The 20,472-nt window shown below is 61.2% G+C and carries 28 protein-coding genes; 25 read left to right on the top strand and 3 right to left on the bottom strand.

All coding sequences use genetic code 11. The features are described 5' to 3' along the window. Position 1: 1 nt before the first annotated feature. The 7 genes from JNO51_RS05610 to JNO51_RS05580 all read left to right on the top strand — a co-directional run bounded on the left by JNO51_RS05610 (position 2) and on the right by JNO51_RS05580 (position 2,962). Positions 2-517 carry a hypothetical protein gene (locus JNO51_RS05610; RefSeq protein WP_215782033.1) on the top strand — a complete coding sequence of 172 codons (516 nt, stop codon included), beginning with the start codon at positions 2-4 and terminating at the stop codon, positions 515-517. A gap of 88 nt (positions 518-605) precedes the next feature. Next, a complete protein-coding gene (locus JNO51_RS05605; RefSeq protein WP_215782032.1) occupies positions 606-1,013 on the top strand; it encodes a M15 family metallopeptidase in 408 nt (135 codons plus the stop codon). After that, entirely contained in the window at positions 1,013-1,243 is a 231-nt protein-coding gene (locus tag JNO51_RS05600) for a hypothetical protein (RefSeq protein ID WP_215782031.1), read from the top strand. The genes JNO51_RS05605 and JNO51_RS05600 overlap by 1 nt, the downstream gene beginning before the upstream one ends. Positions 1,244-1,438: 195 nt before the next feature. Continuing rightward, positions 1,439-2,032, top strand: coding sequence for a hypothetical protein (locus tag JNO51_RS05595; protein WP_215782030.1), 594 nt, complete (start codon positions 1,439-1,441; stop codon positions 2,030-2,032). A gap of 5 nt (positions 2,033-2,037) precedes the next feature. Beyond that, positions 2,038-2,241, top strand: a complete 204-nt coding sequence (locus JNO51_RS05590) for a TraR/DksA family transcriptional regulator (RefSeq protein ID WP_252346227.1) — start codon at positions 2,038-2,040, stop codon at positions 2,239-2,241. After that, complete coding sequence (locus tag JNO51_RS05585; RefSeq protein WP_215782028.1) at positions 2,238-2,462, top strand: hypothetical protein; 225 nt, start codon at positions 2,238-2,240, stop codon at positions 2,460-2,462. The genes JNO51_RS05590 and JNO51_RS05585 overlap by 4 nt, the downstream gene beginning before the upstream one ends. Then, positions 2,462-2,962, top strand: a complete 501-nt coding sequence (locus JNO51_RS05580; RefSeq protein ID WP_215782027.1) for a DUF1804 family protein — start codon at positions 2,462-2,464, stop codon at positions 2,960-2,962. Before JNO51_RS05585 ends, JNO51_RS05580 begins: the two co-directional genes overlap by 1 nt. On the opposite strand, the gene JNO51_RS05575 is transcribed toward JNO51_RS05580, so the two are convergent. Further along, positions 2,959-3,465, bottom strand: coding sequence for a hypothetical protein (locus JNO51_RS05575; RefSeq protein ID WP_215782780.1), 507 nt, complete (start codon positions 3,463-3,465; stop codon positions 2,959-2,961). The two genes, JNO51_RS05580 and JNO51_RS05575, sit on opposite strands and share 4 nt — an antisense overlap. A 42-nt stretch (positions 3,466-3,507) precedes the next feature. Here JNO51_RS05575 and terL point away from each other — a divergent pair, with 42 nt between their 5' ends. Genes terL through JNO51_RS05555 form a run of 4 tightly spaced genes read left to right on the top strand, consistent with a single transcriptional unit; the run spans position 3,508 to position 8,112 of the window. After that, positions 3,508-5,142 carry a phage terminase large subunit gene (gene terL, locus JNO51_RS05570; RefSeq protein ID WP_215782026.1) on the top strand — a complete coding sequence of 545 codons (1,635 nt, stop codon included), beginning with the start codon at positions 3,508-3,510 and terminating at the stop codon, positions 5,140-5,142. Positions 5,143-5,154: 12 nt separating this feature from the next. Continuing rightward, positions 5,155-6,744, top strand: a complete 1,590-nt coding sequence (locus tag JNO51_RS05565; RefSeq protein WP_215782025.1) for a DUF935 domain-containing protein — start codon at positions 5,155-5,157, stop codon at positions 6,742-6,744. Beyond that, positions 6,731-7,552 carry a phage minor head protein gene (locus JNO51_RS05560; RefSeq protein WP_215782024.1) on the top strand — a complete coding sequence of 274 codons (822 nt, stop codon included), beginning with the start codon at positions 6,731-6,733 and terminating at the stop codon, positions 7,550-7,552. Before JNO51_RS05565 ends, JNO51_RS05560 begins: the two co-directional genes overlap by 14 nt. Further along, complete coding sequence (locus JNO51_RS05555) at positions 7,549-8,112, top strand: phage virion morphogenesis protein (protein ID WP_215782023.1); 564 nt, start codon at positions 7,549-7,551, stop codon at positions 8,110-8,112. The genes JNO51_RS05560 and JNO51_RS05555 overlap by 4 nt, the downstream gene beginning before the upstream one ends. A 99-nt stretch (positions 8,113-8,211) precedes the next feature. On the opposite strand, the gene JNO51_RS05550 is transcribed toward JNO51_RS05555, so the two are convergent. Beyond that, on the bottom strand, positions 8,212-8,499 hold the full coding sequence (locus JNO51_RS05550; RefSeq protein ID WP_215782022.1) for a hypothetical protein: 288 nt from the start codon (positions 8,497-8,499) through the stop codon (positions 8,212-8,214). Further along, a complete protein-coding gene (locus JNO51_RS05545; protein WP_215782021.1) occupies positions 8,496-8,774 on the bottom strand; it encodes a DUF2513 domain-containing protein in 279 nt (92 codons plus the stop codon). Before JNO51_RS05545 ends, JNO51_RS05550 begins: the two co-directional genes overlap by 4 nt. 138 nt (positions 8,775-8,912) lie before the next feature. Between JNO51_RS05545 and JNO51_RS05540 the strand changes: the two genes are divergently transcribed. From JNO51_RS05540 to JNO51_RS05475, 14 genes are all read left to right on the top strand, one after another. Further along, positions 8,913-10,004, top strand: a complete 1,092-nt coding sequence (locus JNO51_RS05540) for a phage protease (protein WP_215782020.1) — start codon at positions 8,913-8,915, stop codon at positions 10,002-10,004. Positions 10,005-10,007: 3 nt separating this feature from the next. Further along, on the top strand, positions 10,008-10,412 hold the full coding sequence (locus JNO51_RS05535) for a hypothetical protein (protein WP_215782019.1): 405 nt from the start codon (positions 10,008-10,010) through the stop codon (positions 10,410-10,412). A 14-nt stretch (positions 10,413-10,426) separates the two neighbouring features. Beyond that, a complete protein-coding gene (locus JNO51_RS05530; protein WP_215782018.1) occupies positions 10,427-11,335 on the top strand; it encodes a Mu-like prophage major head subunit gpT family protein in 909 nt (302 codons plus the stop codon). A gap of 14 nt (positions 11,336-11,349) precedes the next feature. Continuing rightward, on the top strand, positions 11,350-11,715 hold the full coding sequence (locus JNO51_RS05525; protein WP_215782017.1) for a hypothetical protein: 366 nt from the start codon (positions 11,350-11,352) through the stop codon (positions 11,713-11,715). Between the two features lie 2 nt (positions 11,716-11,717). Beyond that, positions 11,718-12,137: a gp436 family protein gene (locus JNO51_RS05520; RefSeq protein WP_252346194.1), complete on the top strand. Its 420-nt coding sequence runs from the start codon at positions 11,718-11,720 to the stop codon at positions 12,135-12,137. Then, a complete protein-coding gene (locus tag JNO51_RS05515; protein ID WP_215782016.1) occupies positions 12,137-12,802 on the top strand; it encodes a DUF1834 family protein in 666 nt (221 codons plus the stop codon). Before JNO51_RS05520 ends, JNO51_RS05515 begins: the two co-directional genes overlap by 1 nt. Further along, entirely contained in the window at positions 12,799-13,026 is a 228-nt protein-coding gene (locus tag JNO51_RS17330; RefSeq protein ID WP_252346193.1) for a DUF2635 domain-containing protein, read from the top strand. Before JNO51_RS05515 ends, JNO51_RS17330 begins: the two co-directional genes overlap by 4 nt. Next, positions 13,026-14,444: a phage tail sheath subtilisin-like domain-containing protein gene (locus JNO51_RS05505; protein WP_215782666.1), complete on the top strand. Its 1,419-nt coding sequence runs from the start codon at positions 13,026-13,028 to the stop codon at positions 14,442-14,444. Before JNO51_RS17330 ends, JNO51_RS05505 begins: the two co-directional genes overlap by 1 nt. Before the next feature lie 15 nt (positions 14,445-14,459). After that, a complete protein-coding gene (locus JNO51_RS05500; RefSeq protein ID WP_215782015.1) occupies positions 14,460-14,834 on the top strand; it encodes a phage tail protein in 375 nt (124 codons plus the stop codon). Positions 14,835-14,837: 3 nt separating this feature from the next. Continuing rightward, positions 14,838-15,221 carry a hypothetical protein gene (locus JNO51_RS05495; protein WP_215782014.1) on the top strand — a complete coding sequence of 128 codons (384 nt, stop codon included), beginning with the start codon at positions 14,838-14,840 and terminating at the stop codon, positions 15,219-15,221. Between the two features lie 121 nt (positions 15,222-15,342). Next, the gene (locus JNO51_RS05490; RefSeq protein WP_215782013.1) at positions 15,343-17,463 is read left to right on the top strand and encodes a phage tail tape measure protein; all 2,121 of its coding nucleotides are present in this window, start codon (positions 15,343-15,345) and stop codon (positions 17,461-17,463) included. After that, entirely contained in the window at positions 17,463-18,722 is a 1,260-nt protein-coding gene (locus JNO51_RS05485) for a DNA circularization protein (RefSeq protein WP_215782012.1), read from the top strand. Before JNO51_RS05490 ends, JNO51_RS05485 begins: the two co-directional genes overlap by 1 nt. Then, positions 18,706-19,809 carry a phage baseplate assembly protein gene (locus JNO51_RS05480; RefSeq protein WP_215782011.1) on the top strand — a complete coding sequence of 368 codons (1,104 nt, stop codon included), beginning with the start codon at positions 18,706-18,708 and terminating at the stop codon, positions 19,807-19,809. Before JNO51_RS05485 ends, JNO51_RS05480 begins: the two co-directional genes overlap by 17 nt. Continuing rightward, complete coding sequence (locus JNO51_RS05475; protein ID WP_215782010.1) at positions 19,799-20,446, top strand: phage baseplate assembly protein V; 648 nt, start codon at positions 19,799-19,801, stop codon at positions 20,444-20,446. Before JNO51_RS05480 ends, JNO51_RS05475 begins: the two co-directional genes overlap by 11 nt. Positions 20,447-20,472: the final 26 nt, after the last annotated feature.

The following is a 20,472-nucleotide window of genomic DNA, read 5'->3' as shown; positions in this document are numbered from 1 at the left end:
CATGAAGCGTTACCTCTCGATTTTATTGGTCGCCTTGTTGTTGGTTGGCTGCGGAGAAAAAGATAAAGTCGCCAAATTAGAAGCGGAAAACCAAGCGCTCAAGGTTAAGCTGGCTGGCTACGAACCAGCAGTGGAACCGTCTCTTGCATACAAGTTTGCCGCTTTGGCCGCAGAAAAACCGATCAGCCAGCAGGACACTTCCGTGGCTCACGCAAAATCGCTACTGGATCTTGCCGCCAAGCAATACAACATCACGCCGGATGAAGCGGCAAATATGTCGCTCAGAATTGCGGATCTAGCCAAGAAAAGCAGTGTAAATGCTAACCCGTTAGAAATACTGGAAGGCGCTACGATTTATGGTGCAGTGGATAGCAAGCAGTGGAAAAAGGACAAGGAAAACTTTGCAAAGTTTGGGGCTTTGTACGTGGCCAATCGCACTCAAGTAGGAGCGAGCCATGAGGTTGCGGTTCGTTCCCTGGTGGCTTTGCAAACCAGCATAATTAATACGGGCGGATAAGCCTGTATCGCTACACTGAAGTTTCTCACGGCGCTCCAATTGGAGCGCTTTTTTATTCTGACGGTGTTCTATTCAACAGGATGCCGTCATGGCCAGTCGCCAAATCGAAGATCTCCACCCCGACCTGCAGCCGCTCTGTCGCGAGTTTCTCTCGCGCTGCACAGCGGCGGGCGTAGAGCCGCTCATTACCTGCACCTACCGCTCCGGTGCCGAGCAGGACGAACTGTATGCTCAGGGTCGCACCAAGCCCGGCCCGCGTGTCACGAACGCCCGAGCCGGACAGTCTGCGCACAACTTCTCCATCAAGGGCCAGCCGGCCGCGCGCGCGTTCGACGTTGTTCCGGTGATTGGCGGCAAGCCGATCTGGGACGCTAGCCACCCGCACTGGCAAACCATGGGGCGGATCGGCGAAACGCTGGGCCTCAACTGGTACGGCAATCCGCGTGCCCAGTTCCGTGAATTTCCGCACTTCGAGCTGGCCAAGGGGTATCAGTAATGCGCCTGTCCGATCTGATCTCCAATCCGGACTCCGGGCGCATGAGCCACACCAAGCTGTGGGCCAACGTGGCCTGTGCTACGGCAACCGGCATGTTCGTTTTCCAGGGCGTAAAAGGCACGCTCACGGCTGATACGTGGTTGATCTACCTCGGACTGGTCGGCGGTTATGCCGCTGCTTTGCGCCTGATCGCCGCCTGGCGCGATGGCAAGGGAGGTGGCAATGCTTAATCACCTCAAACGCATGTGGCGCTGGTGGTGTCGACTGTTTGTGTCGAATCCGGCACTGCCCGGTTCCCGGCGTCCGCCCCAGAGACCGGTCACTCCACCGCTGATCTGTTGGCCGGCCCCGCGCTCCGGCAAGACGGGCACGGCAGCAGCCAAGCGAGCAAGTCGCAAGCGGCGCAACCGCCAAAGGAGCCGCAAATGATGACACCGCCTAGCTGGATCAAACCCCTCGTCATTGCCGTGCTGATCGGCACGAGCTTGTACGCCACAGAGCAATTCGGTTACCGGCGTGCGGCAGATATCTATACGGCAAAACTCGCTACCTCTGACGCCAATCACAGCCACGCCATGCAGCAGGTTGCCGAGCAGCGCTTGGCTGAACAAGCTGCCGCCAGTGATGCCTATCGGCGGTTGAACGAACAGGCCCAGAAGGTGGCATGGGAGCTGCTGCAAGCCAGACAGCAACTTGAAGCCACGCAACGCCAACTCAAGCAGAGGATTCCCAATGCGATTAACTCGGATGGTGCCAGTTTTACTGGCCTTGGCCCTGACAGCCTGCGGCTTTACCGGCAACTCCTCGGCTACCCGACCGGCGGTGAAACTGATTTGCCCGCAACCGACGCCAGAGATGCTGATCAAGCCCACCAGACCACCGGCACCGAAGAAGGGCTACCGCCGGCCGATCTCCTCGAACATGCCGCCGACTACGGCGAGTGGTGCCAAAAGCTCGACGCCCAGGTAAGCACCTACATCCAGCTCCATACAACGGCCGTCATGGAGGCGAAACCGTGACCGATATGTTCGACCGTGCCCAGGAGCTGGAGCTGCGTCAGCGCGAAGAAGCGCTTGTTAGGCAGGCGGCCAAGCTGAGCACCGGTGCCGGCCTCTCGCACTGCATGGACTGTGGCGAGGCAATCCCTGAAAAGCGCCGGCAGTGCACGCCTGGTTGTAAGCGCTGCGTCACCTGCCAACACGACTACGAAGAAAGGAACGCCCGATGAGCGGCGATAACACCGAACTGACCCGCGCCCTGGGGCGTATCGAAGGCAAGCTCGACATGATCGTGGCCAGCCAGTCCAGCCTGAACGAACGGATGGACAACATGGATAGCCGCTTGCGCCATGTCGAGCAGCAGGCGGCCAAGGTCGGTGCGATCAGCGGCGGCATTGTTGCAGTCGGCACCGCGCTGGCGGTCGAAATGGTCAAGCGGGCGTTGCTGTAATGGCGCACTCCCCGGAAACCCGCGACAAGGTCCGCCGCCTGTACATATTCGACCGGCTCGGGCTGGAGGTGGCTGCACTGCAATGTGGGGTGTCGATGTCGACTGCCAGTCGCTGGAAGCGTGAAGCGCAGGATGAAGGCGACGACTGGGACAAGCTGCGCGCGGCGGCGATTCTGGCCGGCGACGGCATCGAGAGCGTGGCGCGGGCCGCCTTGGCAGGGTTTTTGACCCAGTACCAGGCGACGATGGAGGCGCTCAACGACAACTTGGATATTCCGGCCGAGAAGAAGGTGCAGATGCTGGCCAGCCTAGCGGACTCGTTCAACAAGACCGTGGCGGCTTCTCGGCGAGTGCTGCCGGAAACCAGCCAGCTGGCCACCGCGATGGAGGTGGTGCAAAAGCTGGCCGGCTTCATCAGAGAGAAGTACCCGAAGCATGCTCAGGCGTTCGTCGAGGTGCTGGAGCCTTTTGGGGAAGAGTTGGCTAAAACCTATGGCTAATTGGCGATCTGTTGAAGCGTCGTCCAAACTGCCTGCGGATTTTCGCAAGCCAGCTCTACCAGCTTATTGGTGAAAGTCTTGAGCGCCTCGCTTGGAAGCGCTTTGAGAGTGTCGACAAAGCGCGCTTTCTCAGGGGATGGAAGAGTGGACGACATGATTTTGGCTTCAAGCATATCGCGGATGGTATCTGCGTGCAGCTTGACCGTGACAGTACCGAGAATTGCGGAAAGGCCGCCATCTTCCTCCAGGAAATCCATGCCCTTAGCAGTAATTGTTACGGGATGGACTGACCGACCTGTAAAAAAATTCGTACTTGAGAGCGACTCGAAGTGCGGCGCAGGAGCCACTAACCCATGTTCGTAGAGGTAAGTCAGATTTGCGTCCAGCTCATCTGGGGCAGAGCTAATTATGGTTGAGTTAAGAGCACAAATATCGACTTGCTCTGGATAGTGCTCCGCAAGTTGGCACAGAAGTTCGCGCTGCAGAGGTCTATTTAAAGCCATTACGGCACTCCTTTGAATGCAAGTTCTGACGTAGGTGATTTAGTGAAGAAGGTTACCAGAAAAGACTTCTTACAGGACGTCGCGCTACTGGCCGCTGAGTACCGCCGCCAGATCGACGCCGAGTGCGACGGCTTCGACCCCGATCCGAGTGCGCGTGAGCAGCGCCGCCTGCAGGCGTTCGCCAGCTTCCGCTATTTTGCTCTGACCTATTTCCCGCACTACGTCAAACACGACCCGGCCACCGTTCACGACTATCTGTTCGACCGCTTTCAAGAGGTGGTCGACAACGGTGTCGGCGACCATGATGCCGTGGCTGCACCGCGCGGTCATGCTAAGTCGACCTTGGTGACCCAGATCGGCACGCTGTGGTGCATCGTCACTGGCCGCAAGCATTACCCACTGATCGTGATGGACGCCATCGAGCAGGCATGGCCGATGCTGGAGGCGATCAAGGCCGAACTGGAATTCAACCCGCGTTTGGTGTTGGACTTTCCCGAGGCGACCGGGCGCGGCCGGGTATGGCAGGTCGGCACCATCCTGACCACCAACGACGTCAAGGTCGAGGTGTTCGGCTCCGGCAAGAAGATCCGTGGCCGCCGTCACGGGCCGTACCGGCCGGATCTGGTGATCGGCGACGACCTGGAAAACGACGAGAACGTGCGCAGCCCCGAGCAACGCGACAAGCTGCTCAGTTGGGTGACCAAGAGCCTGCTGTCGCTCGGCCCGGCCGACGACAGCCTCGACGTATTCATCATCGGCACCATCCTGCACTACGACTCGGTGTTGGCGCGGCTGATCAAGAACCCGCTCTGGAAAAGCGCCAAGTTCCGCGCGGTCGAGCGCTGGCCGGATCACATGGACCTGTGGGACCGCTGGACCGAGATCCTGCTCGGCCAGGGGCCGGACGAGGCGCTGGCGTTCTACCAAGCGCACCAGCCGGATATGGATCGGGGTGTGGCGATCTGCTGGCCAAGCGGCACCACGTTCTACAAACTGATGGTGAAGCGCGCGCGAGATGGCAAGTCGGCGTTCGACTCGGAGCAGCAGAACGACCCGCTTTCCGGTGACGACGCGCCGTTCGCCGAATGCATCCACTTCTGGGTCAATCGGCTGCCCGAGTGGGTGTTCTACGGCGCATGCGACCCTTCACTCGGCAAGGCGGGCGCACGGCGCGACCCGTCGGCCATTCTGGTCGGCGGCTTCAACCGTTTTACCGGCATCCTGGATGTTGTCGAGGCCAGTATCCGCAAGCGTCTGCCCGACCGCATCATCTCGGACGTGATCAGCTTCCAGGCCGAGTACCGTTGCGTGCTGTGGCTGGTCGAGTCAGTGCAGTTCCAGGAGTTCATGCGCACCGAGCTGGTCAAGCGCTCGGCGCAGCGCGGCATCCCAGTGCCAGCACGTGGGGTACAGCCGCACGGTGACAAGCTGCTGCGCATCGAGACGCTGCAACCCCACATGGCCAACGGCCTGATCCGCCTGCACCCAAGTCTGCACACGCTGATCGAGCAGCTGCGCCATTTCCCCCTGGCTGACCACGACGATGGTCCCGACGCGCTGCAGATGCTATGGGCCGCCGCGCTGTCCGGCGGTGGCCAGATCGATTACACCCCGGTGCCGCGCGCTGGCAGTGCCTATGATGAAGGCTTCGGCGGCTTTGCGTCCGGAGCCTGGTAAGGAGTGACAAACATGCCGCAAATTCTTGATCAGTACGGCAAGCCGATTCAACAAGATGTGCTGGATGAACCGCAAACTGCCCGCGTTGGCTGGGTGACGCGCGAGTTTGCCGAGCATCCGTCGCGCGGCCTCACCCCGCTGCGGTTGCATCGCATCATGGAAGATGCCGAACAAGGCAATCTGGCCGCCCAGGCGGATCTGTTCTCGGACATGGAGGAAAAGGACGCGCATATCTTCGCCGAGATGAGCAAGCGCAAGCGTGCGTTGCTGACGCTCGACTGGAGTATCGCTGCGCCGCGCGATGCCAGTAGCGCTGAAAAAAAGATGGCCGAGCAACTGCAGGAGTGGCTGATCGATCTGGCAGATCTGGACGATGTACTGCTCGACTGCCTGGATGGTATCGGCCATGGCTTCTCGGCGCTGGAAATCGCCTGGCAACGCCTCGGCAGCGACTGGTTACCGCAAAGCCTGACGCACCGACCGCAACGCTGGTTCCAGACCTTGCCGCATGACGGCAATGCCTTGCGCCTGCGCGATGGCAGCGTCGAGGGGGCCGAGCCGTGGTCCTTCGGCTGGGTGATCCATAAGCATCGCGCCAAGTCTGGCTACCTGACCCGTGCCGGGCTGCATCGCGTGTTGGCCTGGCCGTACCTGTTTAAAAACTACTCGGTGCGCGATCTGGCCGAGTTTCTGGAAATCTATGGACTACCGTTGCGGGTCGGCAAATACCCTGGCGGCGCGACCAAGGAAGAGAAGGCCACCCTGCTGCGCGCGGTGGCCGAAATCGGCCACAACGCGGCAGGCATCATTCCCGAAGGCATGTTGATCGAATTCCAGAATGCCGCGCAGGGCAGCCATGAACCGTTCCAGGCGATGATGGACTGGTGCGAGCGTTCTCAGTCTAAGGCGATCCTTGGCGGCACGTTGACCAGCCAGGCCGATGGCAAGAGCAGCACCAATGCCCTTGGTAATGTCCATAACGAGGTACGCCACGATCTGATCGCGAGCGATGCCCGTCAGCTACAGGGTACGCTGACGCGCGACTTGCTGTACCCATTGGCCATGCTCAACTTTGGGCAGGTCGATCCGCACCGCCTGCCGCGCCTAGTGTTCGATACTCGCGAGCCGGAAGATCTCAAGCTGTACGCCGATTCCCTGCCAAAGCTGGTTGGGCTGGGTGTCAAAGTGCCGGTGAAGTGGGTGCATGAAAAGCTGGCCATTCCGCAGGCCCAGGATGACGACGAGGTGCTGGTCGCGCCGCGCCCGGAAATGGCCTTGCCGCCCGAGCTGCGACAGAAGGATACACCGGCCGCGCTGACCTACCGTGCCGTGCTGACAAATGCGCAGGGCGAAGTGGTCTGTCCGGACCAGGCCACGCTTGACCAGGCCGCCGAGAACCTGCCGGCCGAGTCGATCAATGCCGGCATGGACACGCTGCTCGCTCCGGTGATCCAGGCCATTCGGGGCGGCGCGACACCGGACGATGCCTTCGAAGCCCTGGTCACGGCGTACCCGGCGATGGATGACAAGGGGATCGCCGAATTGTTGGCGCGCGCGATCTTCGTTGCCGACGTGTGGGGGCGCGTGAATGGCAACACCTGACCTGTCCTACGCCATTGGCTTGCCGCCCGAGGAGGCGATCCGCTACTTCGAGAGCAAGGGATTTGCCATCGGCTTCAAGTGGCAGGACGTGTGGGCCGAGGCGCATGCCAAGGCGTTCACCGTGGCCGGGGTCACCAAGCTGGACGTGCTGACCGACATTCGTGATGCGCTCAGTGATGCGCTGAAAAACGGCGCGACGCTGGCCGATTTCCAGCTTCGGCTGCAACCATTGCTGGAGGCCAAGGGCTGGTGGGGAAAAGGTAGGATCATCGATCAGGCCACCGGGGAAATTTACGGCAAGCGCCTGAATCCTCGCCGCCTGGAAACTATCTTCCGTACCAACATGCAATCGGCCTACATGGCCGGACGATTCCAAACTCAACTGGCCAGCGCTGAGCAACGGCCGTTTTGGGAATACGTGGCGGTAATGGATAGCCGCACGCGACCGGCGCACCGCAGCCTACATGGCAGAGTGTTCCGTTACGACGATCCGTTCTGGCGCACCTTCTACCCGCCCAATGGCTGGAACTGCCGCTGTAGAGTGCGCACCCGCAGTGCGCGCGACATGGAGCAATTGGGACTGTTTGAGTCTAGCAGCGAGGGTCGTCTGGAAACCGTGGAGCAGCCCATAGATCGCCAAGGCAACACCAAGCCGGCTGTGGCTTTCAATGACCCGGTCACAGGGAAACGCTTCATGAGCGATGCCGGCTTCGGTTTCAATCCTGGCCAAGCTGCATATCAACCGGATCTCAGCCGTTATCCGCCTGAGTTGGTTCAACAATATCTTCTAGAGCAGTCGGCCCGATGATTGATATTAAAATTGATAGCCAGGACGTGGTCGAGAAATTGAAACGAGTGGAAAAAGCGTTGACTCACCGCGAGTCACTTATGCGAGCCATAGCGGGCATTATGGCGGATGCAGTAGAAGAGAATTTTGCCCGCGAGGGTCGGCCAGCTTGGCAGGGATTAAAACCCGGCTCGTGGCTATCCAGAGCCGGTGCGTTAACCAAGACTGGGCAGGTGTCGGCAGCACGTCTGGAGAAGAAGGTCCGGGGTGGGAAGATATTGCAACGATCCGGTCGGCTGGCGGGGAGTATGACCGAGTTTAGCGACAACGATAATGCCGGTGTGGGAACCAATGTCAAGTATGCGGCAATTCAGAACTTTGGGGGCAAGACCAAGCCACATGAGATCCGGCCTCGCAACAAGAAGGCGCTGGCCTGGGCGGGAGGGGGGCATCCTGTTGGCAAGGTCAACCACCCCGGCAGTAACATTCCAGCCCGTGAGTTCCTGGTGCTAGACGATAGCGATAAACAGCGCATCGAAACGACGGTGGAAGATTATCTCCGTGAGGCCGTTGGGGAATAATAGATGAGAAAAGCGCAAAACGCGCCGTTATGGCGCGTTTTCGTGGCTTGAGGCGACGGTGGTATAGGCGAATGGCTGGCGAAGGAATTTAAACGGGGTTTAAACGCCTTCGTCATCATCAAAACGAAAGGATTGGAACGCTCTCTCAAGTTCTGGACGTAATGCGGAGAAAGAAGCGTCAACCACACCGATACCATGGGGGTGATGAAGAAAGAGCGTGAGGTCATCTCCCTTGAGGTTTGCATCTCCAGGCAAGCTCGGCAGATCGACCTTTCGTTTCCCCAGGAAAGGCATGTTAATGATGGCCAGGATATCGTCCTGCGTCAGACGAAAAGTGTACTGGCACCCGTCGCTCGTATCATGGACCGTAACATGGGTGGTTTTCATGCTGGAAGCCTTTTTGCATGCTCCTTCTCAATCGACTCCAGTAGATCGCATCCTTGCCACGTCAACACTACAAAAGGGTTGTCTTTTTTCCAGCTTGCGGTGCCGTCTTGAGGAAGATAGCGAATGAATCCGGCATGCTCCAATAGATCCAGATGATATTGCTGCTCGACAGTGCCGGCCCCGGAGGTGTCCGCGACGTGCTTACGCAAGGACGCAAGGGTTGGCGCTCCATTATCCGTGGTTGCGGCATCAAGAATGGCCCGAACGGTATTCATATTTCTACGCATTATTTGGCTCCAAAATATGGGACTATCATTCTGGCGGCCGCCGTTTCCCTGGGCAAGTGCCTGCCAATAATCACACTGAAACCCATCAACTAATCCGTCTATCCATCGCCCACGACAATGTGGGCTATGGCACGCAAAACTCCTCTCATCGCCGCTCTGACGGTTGACCTCTCACTGCTCGGCAATGCCGAGGGCGAAGCCCCTCGCGTCATCAAGCTGTTGCCGGCCGGAGAGTTTCGCGCCCGCGATGGCCGCCCGGCGGAATGCTCTGCCTGGCGACTGGATGAGGTGGCCGCCGCCGTTCTGATCGCTGAAGCCAATCGACGGGAGACCCCTTATGTAATCGACTACGAGCATCAAACCCTGCATGCCGCAATCAATGGCAAGCCGGCTCCGGCCAGTGGTTGGTTCCATACGCTGGAGTGGCGTGACGATGGCCTCTACGCCACCGACGTGGAGTGGACGGCCAGCGCCGCCGCCATGATTGTCTCGAAGGAGTATCGCTACCTTTCCCCAGTTTTTACCTACGACAAGAACGGTCGCATTGCCGTTCTCATGCATGTCGCGCTGACCAATAACCCGGCACTGGATGAACTGCCTGAACTGCAGGTGGCCGCCTTGTCGCGTCTGGTTTCCTTAAACCCGTCCCCCGAGGAGGACCCCACGATGGACGAACTGATCGAGCAGCTGCGCTGGCTGCTCAACCTGCCGGTCGGCGCTACGGCCGATGACATCAAGGCCCAGCTGCAAAAGCTGGTCGATCAACTTTCCGACGGCCAGGGCACGGCCGCTGCCAGCGTCGACCTGGTCGCCCTGGTCAGCACTCAGCAGCAGCGCATTGCCGCGTTGACGGCCAATCAGGTAGACCCGGCCCGCTTCGTGTCGGTCGACACCATGCGCGATCTGCAGGGCCAGGTGGCTGCGCTGACCTCCCAGCTGCAAGGACGCGAGGTGGACGAACTGGTGACTGCAGCACTGTCCGATGGCCGCCTGCTCGCCGCCCAGGAAGCCTGGGCGCGTGGCCTGGGCACGTCCAATCTCGATGCACTCAAGGGTTACCTCGCCACCGCGCCGAAGATCGCCGCGCTGACGAGCACCCAAACCCAGGGCAACCCGCCGGCCGACGACACGGTTGCCGGTTTGGATGCTGACACGCTGGCCGTTTGCAGCATGTTTGGCAACGACCCCAAGGTCGTAGCCGCAGCAATGAAGGAGTAATCCATGACCGCCACTACCCAAGACCGCAATACCCCGTTCAAGGACGGCGAGCTGATCGTCGTTCCGGTGGCTGCGGGCGTAAAGATTCCGGCCGGCACAATCGTGGTTGCCAACGCCAGTGGCTTTGGCGCGCCCGGAGCCACCGCCACCACGCTGGCCTATCTCGGCATGGCCGACGCCGCCATCGACAACTCGGCAGGCGCAGACGGTGCCGTCGGTGTGCCGGTGCGGCGCGGCAAGGCGTTCAAGTTCGCCAACGATGGCACCGATCCGGTCACCCAGGCCAGCCTCGGTCGCCCATGCTTCATCGTCGACAACCAGACCGTGGCCAAAACCAACGGCACCAACACCCGCTCGCAAGCCGGCATCGTCGTCGCCGTCGACGCCGATGGGGTATGGGTTCTCTAAAGGAGCAAGCATCCATGATCATCAACGCATCGACCCTCAAGGCGATCTTCGTCAACCTGAAGACCATCTTCAATAACGCTTTCGACGCCGCACCGAGTCAGTGGCAGAAGATCGCCATGCTGGTGCCGTCCACCGCGCGCACCAACGACTACAAGTGGCTGTCCAGCTTCCCGCGCATGCGCAAGTGGATCGGCGAGAAGGCGGTCAAGGCGCTGGCGGCTTCCGGCTACAGCATCACCAACGACGACTGGGAAGCGACCGTCGAAGTCGACCGCAACGACATCGACGACGACAACCTCGGCATCTATGCGCCGCAGGCGCAAATGGCCGGTTTCTCGGCCAAGCAGCTGCCGGATGAAATTGTCTTCGACCTGGTCAACCAGAGCTTCAGCTCCCTGTGCTATGACGGCCAGTACTTCTTCGATGTCGATCATCCCGTCAACGGTCAATCGGTCTCCAACAAGGGCACCAAGAAACTGTCGGCTGCCTCGCAAGCCGCCGCTCAGGCGAGCTACGGTGCGGCCCGCACGGCGATGAAGAAGTTCAAAGACGACGAGGGCCGTCCGCTCAACATCACCCCCAATGTGCTCCTGGTGCCGCCGGCTCTGGAAGATGTCGCGCGGGCGCTGCTGACCAATGATCGCCTGGATGACGGCAAGGCCAACCCGTACAAGGGGACGGCCGAACTGGTGGTCGATGCCCGCCTGACGTCGGATGACGCCTGGTTCCTGCTCGACACCACCAAGCCGATCAAGCCGTTCATCTACCAGGAACGCAAGAAGGCGGTGTTCGTCCAGCAGACCGATCCGCAGGCCGACGACGTGTTCAATCGCCGCAAGTACAAGTTCGGTGCGGAAGCGCGGGCCGCAGGCGGCTACGGTTTCTGGCAGCTCGCCTATGCCTCTGACGGCAGCGTGGCGTAAGCGAGGGGCTGATCATGGCAGAAAGCCAATCGCAAGACACCCCGGTCGAAGAAATCGACCAGTCGACGACCGGGCCGGAGATCGCATCGGAGGGCACGTCTACGGCCAAGGTGCAGCCGGAAGTCGGCAATAACACGCTGGCACCGGCGGCAGCGGATGCGGCGCAGCCGGAAAGCGCAGACGCCGCTCCCGCCAGCCCGTTCGAACCGAACGCCATCAAGGTGGTGGCCAAGTGCGAGAGCTTCCGGCGTGCCGGTCGCTGGTTCAGCCGCGACGTCACGACGATCCGGGCGGCGGATCTGAGCGAAGCCGAGTTCGAGCAGCTGTTGACCGAGCCGATGCTGTCCGTCCAACCGATCTACCTTGCCGAGGAGGACTAATCGTGTACGCCACCCGTGACGACATGGTAAAGCGCTTTGGCGAGAAGGAGGTCATTGCGCTGACCGACCGCGATTACACCGGTCAGGTGGACGAGGCGGTGCTGGCCGAGGCGCTGGCCGGTGCTGTCGTGGAGATCGACGGCTATATCGGCGGTCGCTACCCGTTGCCGCTGGAGACGCCGCCGAAAATTCTCTGTGGCTATGCCTGCGACATCGCCCGTTACCGCCTGTGCGGCAGCGGCACCCAGTTGACCGAGGACATCCGTGATCGCTATCGCGATGCGGTGCGTTTCCTGGAGCTGGCGGCCGCCGGCAAGGTGACGCTCGGCGGTATGCCTGGCGGCGGGCCGGCCCCGGTCGACAACACAGTGCAATTCGCCATGGGGTCGCGGGTGTTCGCCCGCAACGGGGGGGCGTTCTGATGATCCTGATCCAGACCGAAAACGCCATCATCGCGCGTCTGCGTCTCGGCCTCGGTCGCATGGTCAAGGAGGTTGGCAGCTATGGCGGCGAACTGGACGGGGCGCTGGAGGAAGCCATCCGCCGTTTCCCTGCGGCCTGGGTGACGTTCGGTGGTGTCTCCAAGACCGATCCCACCAGCACCAGTCGCCAGAAGTTCAAGGCTACCGGCCAGTTTGTGGTGATGGTGGGCGACCGCAATGTGCGTAGCGAAGCGGCGGGCCGGCACGGCGGCCCTGGCTCGGGAGAGATCGGCAGCTACTCGCTGGTCTACGCGGTGCGCCGGTTGTTGTCCTCACAGGACCTCGGGTTGCCGATTGCCGAACTGATGCCGGGCCGGGTCCGTACGTTGTTCAACACACAACAGGAGCGCCAGGCGTTTTCGGTGTTCGCCTGTGAATTCCAGACGGCCTGGATTGAAGAAGCCCTACCGCGCGATCACTGGCCGTGCCCGCCGGGTGCCGGCGCCCCGGACGCTGAGTCGAGTCCCGATGCCGTATTCGCCCGCTTCCAAGGCAAGCTCGGCCAGCCCGACCCGGACTGGCTGCGTACGGGGCTTTATTACCACTTGTCCCCGGACGACGGTGTACCCGACGCCCAGGACATCCTTACCAGGAGCAAGTCATGAAAGTCAAAGCCGCGCCTGGCATCCAGGTGCCGAAGGAAGATAACCCGCGCGAGTACATCTCCGAGGCCGACGATGTCGAGGTGCCGCACAGCGCGTACTACCTGCGCATTGTGGCCGAGGGCGATCTGATCGTGTTCGATGGCCGGGCCGATACCGGCGTAACCGGCCCCGTGTCGGAGTCCATGGACAGTGCCAAAAAAACCACAAAGAAAGAAGGTGAATGATGGCAAGCCAGAACATCAGCTTCGACAGCATTCCGTCGAGCATTCGCAAGCCGGGCAAGTATTTCGAGTTCAATACCAAGCTGGCAGTACGCACGCTGCCAGGCAACCCTCAGAAGGTGCTGGTACTGGGGCAGAAGTTGGCCAGCGGCACGCAGGCAGCTCTGACGCCGGTTGATGTGTTCAGCGACGAGCAAGCTGCACAACTGTTCGGGCGAGGCTCGCAGTTGTTCCTGATGGTGCGTGCTGCCATCAAAGCCAACCCGTATCTGCAGTTGACGGCTATCGGCGTCGCCGACCCGGCAGGTAATGCCGCTACCGGCAGCACCACGCTGGAGGGGACGGCCACCAGCAGCGGGGTATTGACGTTGTGGATCGGAGCCAATCGTGTCGATGTGCCGGTCGGCGGCGGCGATACCGCTACGGCGGTGGCTGCCGGGTTGGCGGCGAATCTTGCCATCAAGTCGGATCTTCCTGTGACCAGTACGGTGGCCGGTGCTGTGGTGACCCATACCAGCGTACACAAGGGGACGTTCGGTAACGACATCAAGCTCGATGCCAGTTGCACCGCGCCGGGGCTGAAAGCAACGGTCGTCGCGATGTCAGGGGGTGCGATCGATCCGGACTATGCCGCAGCGCTGGCGGCCATTGCCGGTGCCGGTCACAACATCATCGCGGCACCACTTTCCAACCAGTCGGTCCTGACGGCGTTGCGCACGCATCTGGATTTTGTGGCGGGTCCGATGGAGCAACGCGGCGCGATAGGCACGGCAGGTTGGCCCGGCACGCTGTCGAACGGCACCACGCTGTCCGGGCAAGTCAACAACGGCCGTATCTCTACCGCCTGGCACCGTGGCTCGCGGCGTTTGCCGTGCGAGATCGCGGCCGGCTACGCCGCCGTACTGGCGAGTGAGGAAGATCCGGCGCGGCCGCTCAATACGCTGGAAGTGCTCGGCCTGGATGTGACCACCGTTGACCAGCGGCCGACGCGAACCGAGCAGGAGGCAGCACTCCACAATGGTCTGGCGCCGCTGGAAATCGGCCCCGGCGACAAGGTGCAGATCGTGCGCGCCATCACCACCTACACCAAGGATGCCCAGGGGGTGGATGACGTTTCCTTGCTCGATGTCACCACCATCCGAACGCTGGATTACGTAGGCAAGGCGTGCCGCGAGCGTATCGCGTTGCGCTTCCCGCGCGAAAAGAAATCCAAGCGCATCAAGGAGAAAGTTCGTAGCGAGATTCTCGACGTGCTCTACAAGCTGGAGGAACTGGAGATCGTCGAGAACGTGGACGCCAACAAGGATGGGGTGATCGTTGAGGATGATCTTCAGGACGAGAACCGCCTCAACGTCAAGATTCCGGTGGACGTCGTCAATGGCTTGCACGTGTTCGCCGGTCGCATTGATCTGCTGCTCTAACTCGGGAGAATCAACATGGCATTGCAGGAATACGCCGGCGCAATCGTGCTGGAAGTGGACGGCAAGGAGGTCGAGGTCATCGACCTGAACGTCAACACTCAGACCGGCCGCAAGCTGGTCAAAACGATGAACAAATCGGGCCGCGCCAAGGGCTTCTCCAAGGGGATCGCCGAGTATGACCTGGACGTCACCGTCGCGATCCCGCTGACCGGCGATCTCGACTGGGCCGCCATCGAGGGGGCAAAGCTGACCATCTACCCGATCAGTCCGGGCGGCAAGCGCGAGAGCTATCTCGACTGCTTCACCACCCAGGTCGGTGAGAAGTACAGCGTCGACAATGAAGCGCGCCGCGATCTCAAGATCCAGTCGCTGCGTAACGTGAAGGAATAAGTCATGGTGACCGAAAAGGACCAACTGCAGTATGGCGTCGAGTACCCGGCCGAAAGTGGCGTGCTGCACTACGACTTCGAACTGCGCCTACCGACTGTCGGTGACAACATTGCCGCCATCGAGGAGCTGGGCGTAGGTTCCAACCTGCGCCTGAATACCGGGATGCTGGCGCGCTGCCTGGTGAAGCTGGGCGATATCCCCCGCGAAGCCATCACCTACGAGTTGCTGGACAGCAGCCTGGTCGATGACGACTACGATGTGCTGTCGGCAGCGCGGGATCGCCTTAAAAAAAAGCGGATGCGGCCGAAGCCCACCTCGCCGGATTCCGACTCGCCGTCGTTGCCCTCGGCAAGCACGGCATCGCCGAGTCCCGCGTCCGAGAGCTGAACGCGGCCGAATTCGAAGGCTATCTCGCCGCTGTGAACCGGCTGTATGGCGGTAAAGCCAAGCCGACCGGCGGCGAGACTCGCAAGATTAAATCGCAGCGTAACAAGAAGCCTCATTAAACATGCCCCGTAATCTTGAAGTTGCTCTGGTACTCAAAGGCCGCGACGACGGTGCCCAGCGCGTAGCGGAACGCACCGCGCGGGCCGTCATCGGCCTGTCGCGTGAGAGCCAACGCATGGCCAGCGCCCGCGAGCAACTGGGGGTTCGGGCCGAGCGCACCATCCAGCGCGAGATCCGTGCAACGGAAGCGGCCTACCAACGTCTGGCCAGCAGCGGCACGATGTCGGTCAAGGAGCAAGCGCGTGCCTACGACGCGATGCGCGAAAAGGTCGCCGGCCTGCGCCGTGAGATGGCCACGACGAGCCGTTTCCAGCGCGGGATGGCCGCCGGGGCCAAGGGGCTGGCGGCTGGCGCAGCAGCCGCATGGGCTGGGGGGGCGGTGGTTGCCAGTCCGATGCGCCGGGTGGCCAACTACGACATGCGGCTGTCGCAGATGGCCAATACGGCATTCAACGAAACTGAGATTAACGGCCGGAAGCTGTCAACTGATGAGCAGTTGCAACGGCGCAGAGGGGGCAAGGCGCAGCTTCAAGAATACATTGTGGCGGCAAACCGGGAGGGTGGGAGCAGCAACGACAATGCGGCCGCACTCGACAAGCTGATCGCCAGAGGGATCTTCTCCCCGACAGAGGCCGGCAAGTTGCTACCGATGATCTCCAAAGCGGCCACGGCAGCCGGCTCCAGCGCGGACGAAATGACTGATGTGGTGATGGCTGCGGTGCAGAACGCCAAGATTCCGGTTGACCAGATTCCGAAGGCACTCGGCATGGCGCTGAAAGCAGGTCAGATGGGCGGCTTTGAACTCAAGGATATGGCCGCCTGGCTGCCGAAGATGCTGGCGATGGGCGGGATGTCCGGCCTGCGAGGTACGGATGGTCTGGCCTCGATTCTGGCTGCCAGCCAGCTCGCCGTAACGGCGGCGGGTGGCACGGATGAGGCCGGCAATAATGTTGTCAACTTTCTGCAAAAAATCACCTCGGCCGATACCGCCGCCGACTTCAAGAAAATCAGCGCTCGCTCGCTGGGAAACAAAAAAAAGGGTGAGAAAGGGATCGATCTGTACGGCACGCTGGCCCAGGCTCGCCAAGAGGGTATGGACCCGGTCGAGGCCTTTACGCGCTTGGTCCGTAAGGTCGCTGAGAGTGATAAGGAATTTTCCCGGCTGCAACGCCAGGCGGCGGATGCCAAGAACGACAAGGAAAAGTCGGCGATGTATGGCAGCATGGCCGACATTATGCAAGCGCGCGGGGTCGGGAAAACCATCCAAGACCGCCAGGCGATGTTAGCGCTTCTGCCAATGCTGTTTGACCCGAAATCGTACCGCGACATGAAGACCGGCATCTTGGGCGGCGGCGCACAGGATGTTGATATCAACCAGCGCTTCATCAAAGAGCAAGCTGGCTTCAAGTTTCAGCAAGGGGAAAACCTCAAGGAGCAAGGCGAGTACGACTCGGTCGGTAAATTCAACGACGCCGTGGGTGATGTCGTTGGCAAGTTGACCGAATACGGCTCCCAGTATCCGGGGCTGACCGCCGCAGTAGTCGGGGCGACGACCACAATCTCGGCGCTGGCCGCTGCTGCCGGCATGGCTGCGCTGCCAATGCTCCTCGGCGGCAAGGGAGGCGGTTTGGCCGACCTGTTCAAAGGCGGGCCAGCGACGCGCGGCATTCTGGCGGGGCCTGTAGCCGCTTCCGGTGGCTTGTTGGCCCGTGCTGGATTGGCCGGGATCTTGTCAATTCTCGGGCTCCAGGTAGCCAAGGCTGCTGGGTTGCCGGACGTCGATAAGGCGCAAGGACAAAAAGACCTGAAAGCCGGGAACTGGTGGTCGGCCGCAGCGCATCTACCGGCTGGCGATTTCATCTCGGCTGCTTGGAAAAACCTATTTGGCAGCGATGCCGCCAAGCCCGGTGCACGGAACGCGCCAGTCGGTGCGGCCCCAATCCCTCAGCTTGATATGTTGCAGGCAGCCGTGAATGCCTCGACCAAACTGGATCTGGCTGCACAGAAGATGCAGCAGGTGGCGAGCCAACCGATTCCGGTCAAGGTTACGGTCGATGTTCAGAACGGCAATATTGTCGCAGCCGTGAACGCGGCCAATAGCCAGACGGCGCGGAGGTACTGATGGCCTGGGCCGATACCCTGCTTGATGCCTCGTTTCGTGGGGTCACGTTTGATTGTTTGCGGACCGAGGATAATGCGACGCGTGACACTGCCAGTCACGAATATGCCTACATGGATGGCGCGGATGTCGAAGACCTGGGGCGCAAGGCGCGCACGGTCGATATCTCGGCGGTGTTCTTCGGTTCGGACTACGAGACCAGGCTACAGACGTTTCTCAAGGAGCTCGACAAGCCGGGCCATGGTGAGCTGGTCCATCCGGTATTCGGCAGTATCAAGCAGGCGCAGCTGACCAACTACAAGATTGTCCACGAAGCAGACAGCCCGGATTACTGCACGGTCGAACTGTCCTTTGTCGAAGCCACCCCCGGCAACCCATTCTTTGTGCAACAACTGCCGGCGCAGAAGGCTGAGGCAGTCACCCAGTTGGCCGAAACCGGCAGAAGCGGCGGAATTGAAGCGTTTTCCACGGCGCTCGACAGCCTCAAGAGCGTCGCCGGCAATCTGTCGCGCCTCAATGCGCTGCGCGACGTCATGACCGGAACGCTGGGGGGTATCCGTAGCCAGGTACAAGGCATCATTGGCACCACGCTGGATCTGATCGACTACCCGCGCGCCTTTGCCAGTGATGTCGCGAGCCTGATCGGTGGCATGGCTGACCTGCGCGGCTTCGATGCCGGCGTGATCCAGTCCGACTGGAAAAGCCTGACCGGGCAGCTCGATAACGTGGTGAAGCTGCCTGGTAAGGTCTCCTCCGGCAGTGTGTCTGGCGACAGCAGCACCGCCCTCGCCGATAGCAAGCCCATCCCGGCCAACGCGGCGGATGTGGCGCTGGTCACGACCGTGGTTCAGGTCGCGGCGGCCACGACGCTGGCCGAGACGGCCAGCCAGATCCTTGCCGACGAGGCTGAGCAGCCGACCTTGTCGCCCAAGGACATCGAGCAGATAAGCAACGATGTGCGCAATGCGCTGCAGCAGGCCATTGATAACCACCGTGACCAGTTTCCGCTGGAAACGTTGCGCCCCATCACCGAGGCGCTGAAAGATACGGCGCTGGCGGTGCAGGACGCTGCAGCAGCCGTGATCGAGGCGCAGCCGCCGCTGGTGACCCGGACCGTCGAGGCGCCGGGCAACCTGCACCTGGTCGCATTCCGCTGGTACGGCGACTATACCCGCGCCCAGGAACTGGCCCGCCTCAACCCCCAGTTGATCAACCCCAATGCCATCCAGGCGGGAGATGTCCTGTATGCCTACGCCCGATAACACCGTGAGTTTGCTGATCGGCGGCCGGGTGCATAGCCGCTGGACCCGCTACGAGATCGACTCGGATTTGCTGATCCCGGCGGACGCCTGGCGCGTCGAGCTTGGGCTTCCGGAGGGGAAATTTCCGGCGGCCGTCAAGGAAGGTGCCCAGGTCCAGGTGCGCATCGGTAGCGATACCGTATTGACGGGCCGCATTGACGATATTGAGGACGGCGTCGAGAAAGACAGCCATACGCTATCCCTCAGCGGCCGAGATGGCGCGGCGATACTGACCGACTGTAGCGCGCCGATCTTTACCGCCAAGCAGGCGACGCTGGCGGAAGTGGTCGCCAACGTGGTCAAGCCGCTGGGCTTGAGCAAGATCCGCATCGATGCCGCCACGACCCGCTCATCCGACAAGGTTGCGGTCGAGCCGGGAGATACCGCCTGGGATGTGCTGGTCCATGCGGCCGAGGCCAACGGCCTGTGGCCCTGGTTCGAGCCGGATGGCACGCTGGTGATCGGCGGTCCGGACTATAGCAAACCGCCGGTTGCCAGCCTGATCATGAAGCGTGATGGGCGCGGCAACAATCTGATCAGCCTGCGGCGGGTGCGCAGCATGGCCGAGCGCTACTCGGAGATCACCGTGCTGGGTCAGGCGCATGGCACGGCAGTAGAGGGTGGCAAGCATGCCTTGAAGAACACCGTGCGCGATACCGGCGTGGCCGTCTACCGGCCGCGGATTGTGGTCGACCACGATGCCGAAAACACCGAGATTGCCCGAGCACGTGCGCGCAAGCTGCTGTCCGACTCGCGGCTCAAGGGCTTCACCCTGATCGCCAAGGTTAGCGGTCATCGCACCAGCGACGGGCAGCTGTGGCAGCCTGGCCAGCGTATTCATGTCGTCAGCGAGCCGCATGAAATCGACGGGGTGTTTTTTATGATGGCGCGCAAATTCCAGGGCGGCCGTGGGCTGGGACGAACCACCACGCTAACACTGAAAGAAGACCGCGCCTGGGTGCTCGACGCCCATCCGCATAACGGCCGCAAGAAGCGCAAAGGCCATGGTAAAGCCGACGCGGGCGTGGAGGTTGTCGATGTGGGCTGACGTGGACAAACGCATTCGCCGCGCCATGGCTGGCGTGCGTCAGGCATTTCGTGGCGTACTGACCTTGGTCAATAGCGGGACGTCTGTGCAACTGGTGAAGGGCGATGGCCTTGCCGGTGAGCCGCTGCAGGATCTTGAACTGTTCCAGGACTACGGCTTCACCAGCAACCCGCTACCCGGATCGATGGCCGTCATTCTGCCTGTGGGTGGCAAGACCAGCCACGGCATCGTCATCGCCACCGAGCATGGCAGCTATCGGCTCAAGGCGCTCGCACCTGGCGAGGTTGCGCTCTACACCGATGAGGGGGCAAAGATCGTACTCAAGCGCGGTCGACTGATCGAGACCGACTGCGACGAGTTTAAAGTCAACTGCAAGACGTGGGAAGTCAACGCCAGCGATAAAGCCGATTTCAATACGCCGATGCTGACGGCCAGCACTGCGGTCACGGCAAAGGGACAGATCACTGGTCAGGGCGGCCTGGCTGTCAGCGGTGGTGACGGCGCGAGCTTCAGTGGCGATGTGCGGCAGACTGGTGGAGGTATCTCTACGGATGGCGATGTGGTGGCGAGCGGCAAGAGCCTGGTGCACCACAAGCACCCAGGAGATTCTGGCGGGGTCACCGATGAACCCGTATAGCCGTTTAAGGAGAAAGCAAGGCTTGA

The organism is Paludibacterium sp. B53371, assembly GCF_018802765.1.
Taxonomy (GTDB): domain Bacteria; phylum Pseudomonadota; class Gammaproteobacteria; order Burkholderiales; family Chromobacteriaceae; genus Paludibacterium.
This window is presented reverse-complemented; position numbering and strand designations above follow the sequence as displayed.